At 63.1% G+C, this 11,502-nt stretch carries 14 protein-coding genes; 6 read left to right on the top strand and 8 right to left on the bottom strand.

The annotated features are described in order from the left end of the window. The 3 genes from aztB to EN780_RS17215 form a co-directional block, all read left to right on the top strand. Nucleotides 1-830, top strand: an 830-nt coding sequence (gene aztB / locus EN780_RS17225; protein WP_133372632.1) for a zinc ABC transporter permease AztB, incomplete at its 5' end; no start/stop codon positions are given. A gap of 24 nt (nucleotides 831-854) precedes the next feature. Further along, a complete protein-coding gene (aztC, locus tag EN780_RS17220) occupies nucleotides 855-1,784 on the top strand; it encodes a zinc ABC transporter substrate-binding protein AztC (RefSeq protein WP_128274804.1) in 930 nt (309 codons plus the stop codon). 169 nt (nucleotides 1,785-1,953) lie between these two features. Continuing rightward, complete coding sequence (locus tag EN780_RS17215; protein WP_127284604.1) at nucleotides 1,954-2,292, top strand: TIGR01244 family sulfur transferase; 339 nt, start codon at nucleotides 1,954-1,956, stop codon at nucleotides 2,290-2,292. Here the strand turns inward: EN780_RS17215 and EN780_RS17210 are convergent. Next, entirely contained in the window at nucleotides 2,289-2,756 is a 468-nt protein-coding gene (locus EN780_RS17210) for an Lrp/AsnC family transcriptional regulator (protein WP_127284603.1), read from the bottom strand. The genes EN780_RS17215 and EN780_RS17210 overlap by 4 nt on opposite strands. Before the next feature lie 137 nt (nucleotides 2,757-2,893). Between EN780_RS17210 and hppD the strand changes: the two genes are divergently transcribed. Then, nucleotides 2,894-4,009: a 4-hydroxyphenylpyruvate dioxygenase gene (gene hppD, locus EN780_RS17205; RefSeq protein ID WP_128274803.1), complete on the top strand. Its 1,116-nt coding sequence runs from the start codon at nucleotides 2,894-2,896 to the stop codon at nucleotides 4,007-4,009. A gap of 20 nt (nucleotides 4,010-4,029) precedes the next feature. On the opposite strand, the gene EN780_RS17200 is transcribed toward hppD, so the two are convergent. The 5 genes from EN780_RS17200 to hmgA are packed head-to-tail and all read right to left on the bottom strand — an operon-like array spanning nucleotide 4,030 to nucleotide 8,134. Continuing rightward, complete coding sequence (locus EN780_RS17200) at nucleotides 4,030-4,566, bottom strand: DinB family protein (RefSeq protein ID WP_128274802.1); 537 nt, start codon at nucleotides 4,564-4,566, stop codon at nucleotides 4,030-4,032. Further along, the gene (locus EN780_RS17195) at nucleotides 4,563-4,856 is read right to left on the bottom strand and encodes a hypothetical protein (RefSeq protein ID WP_127284600.1); all 294 of its coding nucleotides are present in this window, start codon (nucleotides 4,854-4,856) and stop codon (nucleotides 4,563-4,565) included. The genes EN780_RS17200 and EN780_RS17195 overlap by 4 nt, the downstream gene beginning before the upstream one ends. 4 nt (nucleotides 4,857-4,860) lie before the next feature. Then, entirely contained in the window at nucleotides 4,861-5,874 is a 1,014-nt protein-coding gene (locus EN780_RS17190; protein WP_128274801.1) for a fumarylacetoacetate hydrolase family protein, read from the bottom strand. Then, entirely contained in the window at nucleotides 5,871-6,824 is a 954-nt protein-coding gene (locus tag EN780_RS17185; RefSeq protein ID WP_245499994.1) for an MBL fold metallo-hydrolase, read from the bottom strand. Before EN780_RS17185 ends, EN780_RS17190 begins: the two co-directional genes overlap by 4 nt. Further along, nucleotides 6,821-8,134 carry a homogentisate 1,2-dioxygenase gene (gene hmgA, locus EN780_RS17180; protein ID WP_128274799.1) on the bottom strand — a complete coding sequence of 438 codons (1,314 nt, stop codon included), beginning with the start codon at nucleotides 8,132-8,134 and terminating at the stop codon, nucleotides 6,821-6,823. The genes EN780_RS17185 and hmgA overlap by 4 nt, the downstream gene beginning before the upstream one ends. A gap of 129 nt (nucleotides 8,135-8,263) precedes the next feature. Here hmgA and EN780_RS17175 point away from each other — a divergent pair, with 129 nt between their 5' ends. Together EN780_RS17175 and EN780_RS17170 are read left to right on the top strand one after the other, a co-directional pair. Continuing rightward, nucleotides 8,264-8,731, top strand: coding sequence for a MarR family transcriptional regulator (locus EN780_RS17175; RefSeq protein ID WP_128274798.1), 468 nt, complete (start codon nucleotides 8,264-8,266; stop codon nucleotides 8,729-8,731). 23 nt (nucleotides 8,732-8,754) lie between these two features. After that, nucleotides 8,755-9,396, top strand: a complete 642-nt coding sequence (locus tag EN780_RS17170; RefSeq protein ID WP_127310563.1) for a suppressor of fused domain protein — start codon at nucleotides 8,755-8,757, stop codon at nucleotides 9,394-9,396. Between the two features lie 47 nt (nucleotides 9,397-9,443). Here EN780_RS17170 and tdh read toward each other — a convergent pair whose 3' ends face one another. Both tdh and EN780_RS17160 read right to left on the bottom strand, forming a co-directional pair. Further along, nucleotides 9,444-10,478: an L-threonine 3-dehydrogenase gene (gene tdh, locus EN780_RS17165; RefSeq protein ID WP_127310564.1), complete on the bottom strand. Its 1,035-nt coding sequence runs from the start codon at nucleotides 10,476-10,478 to the stop codon at nucleotides 9,444-9,446. Nucleotides 10,479-10,522: 44 nt separating this feature from the next. Next, nucleotides 10,523-11,502, bottom strand: a 980-nt coding sequence (locus EN780_RS17160) for a glycine C-acetyltransferase (protein WP_128274797.1), incomplete at its 5' end; no start/stop codon positions are given.

Below are 11,502 nucleotides of genomic sequence, written 5' to 3'. Positions count from 1 at the left end.
CCTTCATGCAGCGGGCGCTGTTCGGCTCGCTGCTGCTGTCGCTCGGCGCCTGCCCGGTCGGCGTCTTCCTGATGCTGCGGCGCATGAGCCTGTCGGGCGACGCCATGGCGCATGCCATCCTGCCAGGTGCCGCCGCCGGCTTCCTGCTCTACGGCCTGGAAATCCTGCCGATGACCATTGGCGGGCTGATCGCCGGCATCATTGTTGCGCTCGGCGCGGGCGCGGTCTCGCGCTTCACCATCCAGCGCGAGGACGCCTCGATGGCGGCCTTCTATCTGATCTCGCTCGCCGTCGGTGTGCTGATGGTGTCAATTCGGGGCTCCAGCGTCGATCTCATGCATGTGCTGTTCGGCACCGTGCTTGCGCTCAACAACGAGGCGCTGACGCTGATCGGCGGCATCGTGCTGGTCACTTTAGTCAGCCTCACCATCTTCTGGCGGGCGCTGGTCGCAGAATGCCTCGACCCGCTGTTCCTGCGCTCGGTGAGCCGCATGGGCAGCCCGGTGCATTTCATCTTCCTCGGCCTCGTCGTGCTCAACCTCGTCGGCGGGTTCCAGGCGCTGGGCACGCTTTTGTCGGTCGGGCTGATGATGCTGCCGGCCGCCGCCGCCCGCTTCTGGACGGTGCGGGTCGAGCCTATGTGCGTGCTGGCGGTGCTGGTCGGCTTTGCCTCCTGCATCGCCGGGCTGCTCTTGTCCTATCACGCCTCGCTGCCGTCCGGCCCGGCCATCATCCTGTCGGCCGGTGTCGTCTACTTCTTCTCGATCGTGTTCGGCTCGCGCGGCGCGTTGCGCGCCCGCATCGTCCACCACCGCCACCGCACCGCCTGATCCCCAAGCAAGGAGACCCGCCCAATGCTGAAATCCTTCCGTGCCGCGCTGACCCTGAGTGTTATAACATTTACCGCTCTCGGAACATCGTCGGCCCTCGCCGCGCCGCTCAAGGTGGTGGCGAGCTTCACGGTAATTGCGGATTTCGCCAAGAATGTCGGCGGCGACCGGGTCAGCATCACCACCATCGTTGGGCCGGATGGCGACGCGCATGTCTACGAACCGAGCCCGGCCGACGCTGTGGCAATGGCCGGCGCGGACGTGGTGCTGGTCAACGGCCTGCATTTCGAAGGCTTTTTGCAGCGCCTGGTCGACGCCAGCGCTACCAAGGCCGCGATCGTGACTTTGACCAAGGACGTCACCCCGATCGACTTCAAGCCGGAATTTGCTGACGCGGATGCTGCCGAAGGCGCCGGCAAGACCGTTACCGACCCGCACGCCTTCCAGTCGATCGCCAACGCCAGGATCTATGTGAAGAACATCGCCGAGGCCTTCTGTGCCGCCGACAGCGAGGGCTGCGTCGGCTTCCAGACCAATGCGGCTGCCTACACCAAGAAGCTCGATGCACTGGAAGGCGAAGTGAAGGCCGCGATCCAGTCGATCCCCGAAGAGAAGCGCGTCGTCATCACCTCGCACGACGCGTTCGGCTATTTCGAGCACGAATACGGCCTGACCTTCCTGGCGCCGCAGGGCATTTCGACGGACTCCGAGCCGTCGGCCGCCGATGTCGCCAAGCTGGTCAACCAGGTCAAGCAGGACAAGGCGGCGGCGATGTTCATCGAGAACATCACCAATCCGCGACTGATCGAGCAGATCGCCAGCGAGACCGGCATCAAGGTCGGCGGCACGCTCTATTCGGATGCGCTGTCGCAGCCCGACGGCCCGGCCTCGACCTATATCGACATGATGCACAACAACATCGCCCAGATCAAAGGCGCGATCCTCGGCAGCTGAAGTCGGCTCATCCAGCCGGATCGCGACGATCCGGCTGGATTTTCCGCCGCGAATGTCTATCTGCAAAGACGACGCCGACGGCGTGCGACGATACGCGATCGGCGGGAGCAGTTGCCGGCCGCGTCAGGGGATGGCAAGACTGCCGCCGAAGCAGATTGCGAGGACGACCATGGAATATCGAGAGATCAGCGACGACTATTCCGTCTCGGGCCAGATCCAGCCCAGCGATATCACCGCCATCAAGGAAGCAGGCTTCAAGAGCGTGATCTGCAACCGGCCGGACAACGAGCAGCCCGGCCAGCCCTCGGCCGAAAGCGTCCAGGCGGCGGCAGAGGCTGCGGGCCTCGCCTTCCGCTTCATCCCGGTCATCAGCGGCCAGATCACCTTCGAGAATGTCCAGGACCAGGCCGCGGCGCTCGACGAGCTCGAAGGCCCGGTGTTCGCCTACTGCCGCTCCGGCGCGCGCTGCACCAATCTCTATGGGCTGATTCAACAGTCGAGGGGCTAAATCGGCAGAGCGCCGGTCTCCTTCAGCGTCTCTAGCACGATAGCCGTCTTCACGTGCTGGACGGATTCATGCGGCAGGAGCACGCCATTGACGAACTCCGACAATGATTTGAGGTCGGGCGTCACCACCTTCAATATGTAGTCCATCTCGCCGGTCAGCGCGTGCGCCTCCTGTACCTCGGGCAGCCGCGCCACCAACTCGCCGAAGCGGCGGGCATTGTCGCGATTGTGGGTGGCCAAGGTCACCGAGATGACATTGACCAGCGAAAAGCCCAGCCGATCGCGGTCGAGCACGGCGCGGTAGCCCTTGATGTAGCCGTCCTCTTCCAGCCGCTGGCGGCGGCGCGAGCACTGCGACGCCGACAGGTTCACCCGCTCCGAAAGGTCGTTGTTGGTGAGCCGCGCATCGCCTTGCAGAAGCGCCAGTAACTTGCGATCAAATTGGTCAAGCCGCGCATCATCCACGGATTTTCCTCCATTCATGCACATTCCACGCATGACATGAGCATTTCAGGCGTTCAAATGCAAGCACCGTGCGGCCCTCAGGCGCTATGATGAGCAAAGATGGCCAGGAACGGCCGCAACAGCTTCGGAGAACCGCCATGGGCCCCTTCCCGCACGACGCGCCGCCCGCCAGGATCAGCAAGGCGAACCCCGCCGGCACCGACGGTTTCGAATTCGTCGAGTTCGCGCATCCCGAGCCGGAAAAGCTCGCCGAGCTCTTCACCCGCATGGGTTATGTCGCGGTGGCCAAGCACCGCACCAAGGACATCACGGTCTGGCGGCAGGGCGACATCAACTACGTCGTCAATGCAGAGCCCGGCTCGCATGCGATGAAGTTCGTCGACAAGCACGGACCCTGCGCAGCCTCTATGGCGTGGCGCGTGGTAGACGCGAAACACGCCTTCGAGCATGCCGTGTCGAAGGGTGCGACGCCCTATGAGGGCACCGACAAGGCGCTCGACGTGCCGGCCATCGTCGGCATTGGCGGCTCCCTGCTCTATTTCATCGAGGCCTATGGCGAGAAAGGCTCGGCCTATGACGCCGAGTTCGCATGGCTGGGCGAGCGCGACCCAAAGCCCGAGGGTGTCGGCTTCTACTTCCTCGACCACCTCACCCACAATGTCTATCGCGGCAATATGGACAAGTGGTGGGACTTTTATCGCGACCTGTTCGGCTTCAAGCAGATCCACTTTTTCGACATCGACGGCAAGATCACCGGTCTGGTCAGCCGTGCGATCACCTCGCCCTGCGGCAAGATCCGCATTCCGCTGAACGAGTCCAAGGACGAGACCAGCCAAATCGCCGAATATCTGAAGAAGTACAATGGCGAGGGCATCCAGCACATCGCCGTCGGCACCGACGCGATCTATGAGGCCACCGACAGGCTCGCCGCCAACGGGCTGAAGTTCATGCCCGGCCCGCCCGACACCTATTACGAGATGTCGCACGAGCGTGTGCACGATCACGACGAGCCGGTCGAGCGGATGAAGAAACACGGCATCCTGATCGACGGCGAAGGCGTCGTCGACGGCGGCATGACCAAGATCCTGCTGCAGATTTTCTCGAAAACAGTGATCGGCCCGATCTTCTTCGAGTTCATTCAGCGCAAGGGCGACGAAGGTTTTGGCGAAAGGAATTTCCGCGCGCTGTTCGAGTCGATCGAGCAGGACCAGATCAAGCGCGGCGTGATCAAGCTGGACGGCAAGGCGGCGTAAGGCCCAGGAGGGCGAGCGGTTCAAAGACCGAGCCGCTCGACCTCGTCCTTCCTGAGCTTCAGATCATAGTCGAGCAGATACTCATCCAGCTGCGGCGGCGGAGCGGAAGTGCCGGCGAGCATGGCGTGCACCTGGCCACGGTGATGGATGTCGTGCAGGAAGACATGGGCGAGGATGTCGGCGATCTTTTCAGGGATCATGCCGTCCTCGCGTCTATCGGTGATGACGCGACGGTCGAGATCGGCCTCGGACAGGGCATCACAGAAGGCGATAAGTTTGTGGTCGAAGGTGATCTGCGCCACTACCAAATCGGCGACATTGTCGAACGGCACGAAATCATCGTAGGCGGCAGCGCCGACACCACCCTCCGTCAGAAAATCGAGATAGAGATGGTCGACAGCGAGGATGTGGTTCAGCGTCTCCTTGATTGACGGAAAGAAGCTGGTGCGCGCGGCCTCAAATTCCCCAGGCTCGAGGGACAGCACGGCGCGGTACAGGCGGTCGTTCGACCAGCGATTGTTGCGCGCCATGCGGCACAGGTGATCAAGCAGCGTCATGGCGTCCTGTCGACAAGGCCGATGCCGACCGCCATAAGCGCGAAGCCGGCGACAACGACCAGCAGCAGCCGGATCATTTTCCGCCGCAGGCCTTGCGTTTCTTCATCCCGCGCGACGCTGAGATTGGTGATGGTGTGGAACATCATCGCGTTGCGCGGCACGCCGCTGCGGTTGGTGAGATCAGGCGAGCGCGCCTCGATGCGGTAGCTCAGGCGGATCGCCTGGATGAAGACCGCCAGAATGGCCAGCGCCCACACGCCAAACAGCAAATAGACGGCTTCGCCTGGCATCCCCTCACCCCGCGTATTTCTCGACCTTCTGCTCGATGGCGCCGAAGATCGAATGGCCGGCCTTGTCCTTCATCTCGATGCGCACCGTGTCGCCGAATTGCAGGAACGGCGTCTTGGGCTCGCCGCTCTCGATGGTTTCGATCATGCGCAGTTCGGCGATGCAGGAATAGCCGGCGCCGCCGGCCGAGACAGGCTTGCCCGGCCCGCCGTCCAGCTTGTTGGAGACGGTGCCCGAACCGATGATGCTGCCGGCGGCGAGCGGGCGCGTTTTCGCGGCATGCACGATCAGCGCCGGGAAGTCGAAAGTCATGTCGACCCCTGCGTTCGCACGGCCGAACGGCTTGCCGTTGAGATCGGCGAGCAGCGGCAGGCTGACCTTGCCGCCGTCCCAGGCGTCGCCCAACTCATCCGGCGTGACCGCAACCGGCGAGAAGGCCGAGGACGGTTTCGACTGGAAGAAGCCAAAACCCTTGGCAAGCTCGGGGCCGGTGATGGCGCGCAGTGTCACGTCGTTGACCAGCATGACCAGCCGGATCGCGTCCCGCGCGTGGTCGGGGCCGGCGCCCATCGGCACGTCGTCAATGATGACGGCGACCTCCGCCTCCATGTCGATGCCGAAGGCCTCGTCGGCCATGCGGATCGGATCGCGCGGCGGAATGAAGCTGTCCGAGCCGCCCTGGTAGATCAGCGGATCGGTCCAGAAGCTTGCCGGCATTTCTGCGCCGCGCGCTTTGCGCACCAGTTCGACATGGTTCACATAGGCCGAGCCGTCAGCCCACTGATAGGCGCGCGGCAGTGGCGAGTGGGCGTCATGCTCGTGGAAGCGCGCCGAGGGCACGGCATTGTTCTCCAGCGATTCCGCTATTGTCGCCAGATGCGGCGAAATCCGCCGCCAGTCGTCGAGCGCGGCTTGCAGCGTCGGCACCAGGAAGGAGGCGTCGGAGAACCGCGTCAAATCGCGCGAGACGACGACCAGCTTTCCATCGCGGGTCCCCTTCTTCAAAGTTGCAAGCTTCATGCGGTTTCCTCTCCTTGCGCGGCTTGTTCGCCGCTTTGGTCTTTGTCTGTCGCATGATCTTTTCCGAAAACCGGGTCCCACTTTTCGGGATCATGCTCTAACCCCACAACAAGGCCGTCGCGGGCGATCGTCAAGTCGCCGGCCCAAGTTTTCCTGACGACGGCGATCCAGTCGGCCTCGCCGATCGCGGCATCGTCGGCCGGGATGAGGTGGTTCAGCACCAGTCGTTTGACCCCGGCGTCGCTGGCGATGCGCCCTGCCTGCTCGGCGAAACTGTGGCTGGCGAGCAGATGTTCGCGCAGCCGCGCGCCGTTGCCGGTCTTCGCCACCAGCCGCTCGATCCCTTCCTCCAGCATGGCTTCGTGGACGAGGATATCGGCACCCTTGGCAAAGTCGGCCAGCGGCGGGAAGAAGGCCGTGTCGGCGGAAAACACGATGCTCCTGCCGCCATGCTCGACGCGCAGCGCAAAGCAGTCGGTCACCGGCGGATGGTCGACGCGCAACGCCGTCACCCTGAGCCCGCCCTCCTCCACAACCAGTCCCTCGCCGAACTCCTCGACCGAGACCAGATCCCTGATATCCGGCCGGCCTTCGTCGACGATGCGGATTTCGATGTCGAAATCCATCGCCTGGCAGAAGCGCTGCCAGTAGTGGCCGGTGCCGGGCGGACCGAAGATGGTCACCGGCGTGGCGAGGCCCGCCGTCCAGGCGGTGTGGATTAGCGGTCCGAGTTCCAACACATGGTCCGAATGCAGATGGGTGATGAAGACCAGGTCGAGCGTCTTCAGGCTGAGCCCGGCATCGGTCAGCGCGCGGGTGACGCCCAGCCCGCAATCGACGACGATGGCGCGGCCACCGATCTCGAGCAGCGAGGAACTTGGCCACGGCCCACCCGGCCGGATCGCCGGGCCGCCCTTGGACCCGAGCAGGACGAGGCGGTCCAGACTCAAGACCAGTCGCCCTCGGGCGTGCCGTTGAAGCGTTTCTTCAGCCCGGCCCAGCAGTCGATGTAATTGTCCTGCCTGGTTTCGACCTCGGCGGCGTAGCGGGTCAGCATCTGCGGGAATCGGGTCTCGAACATGAAGGCCATGGTGTTGTCGAGCTTGACCGGTTTCAGTTCCGTGCGCGAGGCCTTTTCGAAGCCAGTCGCGTCAGGCCCGTGGGCCAGCATCAGATTGTGCAGGCTGATGCCGCCGGGGACGAAGCCTTCCTCTTTGGCGTCGTACTGGCCATGGATCAGGCCCATGAACTCGCTCATGATGTTGCGATGGTACCAGGGCGGGCGGAACGTATCCTCCGCCACCAGCCAGCGCGGCGGGAAGATGACGAAGTCGATGTTGGCAGTGCCTTCTTCGCCGCTCGGCGCCGTCAGCACGGTGAAGATCGACGGATCCGGATGGTCGAACAGGATGGCGCCGACGGGCGAAAACGTCGCCAGATCATATTTGTAAGGTGCGTAGTTACCGTGCCAGGCGACGACGTCGAGCGGCGAATGGCCGATCTCGGTGACATGGAAGGAGCCGCACCATTTGACGATCAGCCGGCACGGCGTCTCCCTGTCCTCGAACCAGGCGCAGGGCGTCTTGAAGTCGCGCGGATTGGCGAGGCAATTGGCGCCGATCGGCCCGCGATCGGGCATGGTCAGCTTGGCGCCGTAGTTCTCGCAGACATAGCCGCGCACCTCGGCATCGGCGAGCTCGACCTTGAAGACGAGGCCGCGCGGCAGCACGGCGATCTCGCCGGGTCTGAGTTCGATGACCCCCATCTCGGTGACGAAGCGCAAGGCGCCGACCTGCGGCACGACAAGCATCTCGGCGTCGGCGTTGAAGAAGTGGTCGTCGGTCATCGAGCGGTTGGCGACATAGACATGCGCCGCCATGCCGGACTGCCCGAGCACGTCGCCGGCGGTGGTGATGGTGCGCATGCCCTCGATGAAGTCGGTCGGCTCCTTCGGCATCGGCACCGGGTTCCAACGATACTGGCCGAGCGCCAGTTCGTGGTCGCCAAGATTAGGTGCGGTCTTCCAGAGCGGATAGAGGGTGGACTTGAAGCGCCCGGTGTGGCGGACGCTCGGCCGGATCCGATAGAGCCAGGAGCGCTCGTTGGTGCCGCGCGGCGCGGTGAAAGGCGAGCCCGAAAGCTGCTCGGCATAGAGCCCGTAGGCCGGCCGCTGCGGCGAGTTGCGCCCCTGCGGCAGCGAACCCGGCAGCGTCTCGGTCTCGAAGTCGTTGCCGAAGCCCGGCATGTAGGAAAAGCCCATCCGATCCTCCCTGATCCCGGTTCTCAGCCTCGCTAGGCGCGGCCTGCCGGCGATGTTGACCAATTTGGTTTCATTTGTAACCATCGAAAATGTAACTATCAACGGCGAACGTCGCATCCACGGTGCATCATGGAATCGGAAATCCTCGAACTCGAAAGCTTCCTGCCCTACCGGCTTTACCGGCTGGCCGATGTCGTCAGCCGCGAATTCTCGAAAATCTACCGGGATCGCCACGGCCTGACCCGGCCGGAATGGCGCACACTTTCGGGGCTCGGCCAGCATGGCACGATGACAGCGACGGCGCTCGGCGAGCAGTCGGCCATGCACAAGACCAAGGTTTCGCGAGCGGTGGCCGAACTGGAGCGGCGGCGCTGGCTGACGCGGACGGCGGACGAGCACGACCGGCGGGTGGAGCGCCTGGCGCTGACCAAGGCGGGGCTTGCCGCCTATCGCGAAATGGTGCCGCTGGCGAAGGCGTTTGAGAGGGAGTTGCTGGAGAGGCTGAGCGCGGAGGATCGGGCGGCGATTGCTAGTGGGGTGGCGGCGCTTGAAGCCTGTTTGGGACAAGACAAAGTTGGTGCTATCACGTTGGACTAAAGGGCTGAAATCAGGGCATTTGGATGGCTTGGCTCCCAAAGAGATTTCCTGCCGGGGGGCCACCCGGATCCGGTGACTCTAACAACTTCTATCGAAAATCGGTCTACACCAAAGAGCTTGGTGAGCCCCAAAGCATCTTCCCGCGCAATGGGTCTGACGACGTTGAGGTTCTTGCGTTTCCCAGAGACTTCTCGCTCATCGATCCGGCAGGCAACGGCTTTGTACTCCTAACCAACGGTATGAGCGACCGGCGTATGGCTACCCCGTCAACGGCAGGCGAGAACATTGAGCGGCGAGCCGAACTGATGTGGTATGTTCGCGAGCCTGACTCAAACATCATCAGCAATCTCAAATGGCTGGCGGAGTATCCCTTTATCGACAATACATGGTTGGGCTTTGGTCACCGCATTGAAATGCCTTGGTCGCCCGTCTCGGGCACGGATTTCAGAATTTTCATGTTTTTGACCCCTATCATTGCACCGGATAAACGCATTGCAGAAGCGCTGACCATTGACGACGATGACGTCACCATCCTTTGCGTCCATTTGATCTCCGCTGCCGAGTATGAATTCATCAAGACGGTCGGGTTGGACCCATTCTTGGACATGCTCGACAAGCGTCATTATCCCACCGTTTTAGACCCCAAACGGACTTCCTATGTCTAGCGGCAGGTGCCTGCGGCGCTTTGCTTTCGCTTTCGCCCAGGTAGCGCTCACCAGTCCATCACAACCTTACCCGAATTGCCGCTCCGCATCGCATCGAACCCGACCTGAAAATCGTCGATGCCGATGCGATGGGTAATCAAGCCCGACACGTCGAGCGGACCCTGCACCAGGGCAATCATCTTGTACCAGGTCTCGAACATCTCGCGGCCGTAGATGCCCTTCAGGTGCAGCATCTTGAAGATGACCTTGTTCCAGTCGATCTCGAAGCCGGTCGGCGCGATGCCGAGGATGGCGATCTTGCCGCCATTGTTCATGGTATCGATCATGTCGCGGAAGGCGGGGGCCGCGCCCGACATCTCCAGGCCGACGTCAAAGCCCTCGGTCATGCCGAGCTTCGGCATGACGTCGCGCAGCTTTTCCTTCGAGGCGTCGACGACGTGCTGGACGCCGAGCTTGCGTGCCAGGTCCAGCCGGACCGGATTGATGTCGGTGATGACGACCTTTCGCGCGCCGACGCATTGCGCCACCAGCGCGCCCATGATGCCGATCGGCCCGGCGCCGGTGACCAGCACGTCCTCGCCGACCAGATCGAAGGACAATGCGGTGTGAACCGCATTGCCCAGCGGATCGAAGATCGCCGCGATCTCGTCCGGCACGTCGTCGGGGATCGGCACGACATTGTGCTGCGGGATCGCCACGTACTCGCCGAAGGCGCCGGGGCGATTGACGCCGACGCCGAGCGTGTTGCGGCAGAGATGCCCCCTGCCCGCGCGGCAGTTGCGGCAATGGCCGCAGACGATGTGGCCCTCGCCGGACACGCGCTGGCCGAGCTTGTATTCGGTGACCGCGGCGCCGAAGTCGGCGACGGTGCCGACGAATTCATGGCCGGTCACCATCGGCACCGGTACGGTCTTTTGCGCCCACTGGTCCCAATTGTAGATGTGCACGTCGGTGCCGCAGATCGCGCTTTTCCTGACCTTGATCAGCACGTCGTTGGGGCCGATCTCCGGCACCGGCACCTCTTCCATCCAGATGCCCGGTTCGGCCTTGGCCTTCACCAGCGCTTTCATCATGTTGGACATTCTTTTGTTCCTTGATTCTTTTGATCCGGAATCGTTTTCGGCGCTCAGGAAATCACGCCGAGCTCGCGTCCCACGGCGCCAAATGCCTCAACTGCCCTGTCGATATCGGCGCTGGAATGCGCCGCCGACATCTGGGTGCGGATACGGGCTTGGCCCTTCGGCACCACCGGGAAGGAAAAGCCGATGACATAGATGCCGCGCTTCAGCATGCGTGCCGCCATCTCCTGTGCCAGAGCCGCATCGCCCAGCATCACCGGGATGATCGGATGATCTGCACCAGCCAGCGTGAAGCCAAGCTTGCCCATCTGAGACCGGAAGCGTTGCGCATTGGCATAGAGGCGCTCGCGAAAGGCGCCGCCATTGCGGATCATGTCGAACACCTTGATCGAGGCGCCGGCGATCGCCGGCATCAGCGTGTTGGAGAACAGGTAGGGCCGCGAGCGCTGGCGCAGCCAGTCGACCACCTGGGCTTTGCCTGAGGTGTAGCCGCCGGACGCGCCGCCCAGCGCCTTGCCGAGCGTGCCGGTGATGATATCCACCCTGCCCTCGACGCCACAATGCTCGGCCGAGCCGCGGCCGTTCTTGCCGACGAAGCCGACGGCGTGGCTGTCGTCGACCATGACCATGGCGTCGTATTTCTCGGCGAGATCGCAGACGCCTTTGAGGTTGGCAATGATGCCGTCCATAGAAAACACGCCGTCGGTGGCGATCAGCCGGAAGCGGCAATCCTTCGCCTCCTTCAGCCGCGCTTCGAGATCTGCCATGTCGTTGTTGGCGTAGCGAAAGCGCTTGGCCTTGGACAATCTGACACCGTCGATGATCGAGGCATGGTTCAGCGCGTCGGAGATGATGGCGTCCTCCTCGCCGAGCAGCGTCTCGAACAGGCCGCCATTGGCGTCGAAGCAGGAGCCGTAGAGGATGGTGTCGTCCATGCCGAGGAAGGACGAGATCGTCGCCTCCAGCTGCTTGTGCTCCTCCTGCGTGCCGCAGATGAAGCGCACCGAGGCCATGCCGTAGCCATAGC

The organism is Mesorhizobium sp. M4B.F.Ca.ET.089.01.1.1, from assembly GCF_004022605.1.
GTDB lineage: Bacteria > Pseudomonadota > Alphaproteobacteria > Rhizobiales > Rhizobiaceae > Mesorhizobium > Mesorhizobium abyssinicae.
This window is presented reverse-complemented; position numbering and strand designations above follow the sequence as displayed.

What these genes read in the sequence shown, in the direction of transcription:
- hppD (WP_128274803.1), top strand. Translation starts at nt 2,894, where the DNA reads ATGGGCCCCTTCCCGCACGACGCGCCGCCCGCCAGGATCAGCAAGGCG.
- EN780_RS17170 (WP_127310563.1), top strand. Translation starts at nt 8,755, where the DNA reads ATGGCTTGGCTCCCAAAGAGATTTCCTGCCGGGGGGCCACCCGGATCC.
- EN780_RS17190 (WP_128274801.1), bottom strand. Translation starts at nt 5,874, where the DNA reads ATGAAGCTTGCAACTTTGAAGAAGGGGACCCGCGATGGAAAGCTGGTC.
- tdh (WP_127310564.1), bottom strand. Translation starts at nt 10,478, where the DNA reads ATGTCCAACATGATGAAAGCGCTGGTGAAGGCCAAGGCCGAACCGGGC.
- EN780_RS17195 (WP_127284600.1), bottom strand. Translation starts at nt 4,856, where the DNA reads ATGCCAGGCGAAGCCGTCTATTTGCTGTTTGGCGTGTGGGCGCTGGCC.
- EN780_RS17215 (WP_127284604.1), top strand. Translation starts at nt 1,954, where the DNA reads ATGGAATATCGAGAGATCAGCGACGACTATTCCGTCTCGGGCCAGATC.
- hmgA (WP_128274799.1), bottom strand. Translation starts at nt 8,134, where the DNA reads ATGGGCTTTTCCTACATGCCGGGCTTCGGCAACGACTTCGAGACCGAG.
- EN780_RS17175 (WP_128274798.1), top strand. Translation starts at nt 8,264, where the DNA reads ATGGAATCGGAAATCCTCGAACTCGAAAGCTTCCTGCCCTACCGGCTT.
- EN780_RS17200 (WP_128274802.1), bottom strand. Translation starts at nt 4,566, where the DNA reads ATGACGCTGCTTGATCACCTGTGCCGCATGGCGCGCAACAATCGCTGG.
- aztC (WP_128274804.1), top strand. Translation starts at nt 855, where the DNA reads ATGCTGAAATCCTTCCGTGCCGCGCTGACCCTGAGTGTTATAACATTT.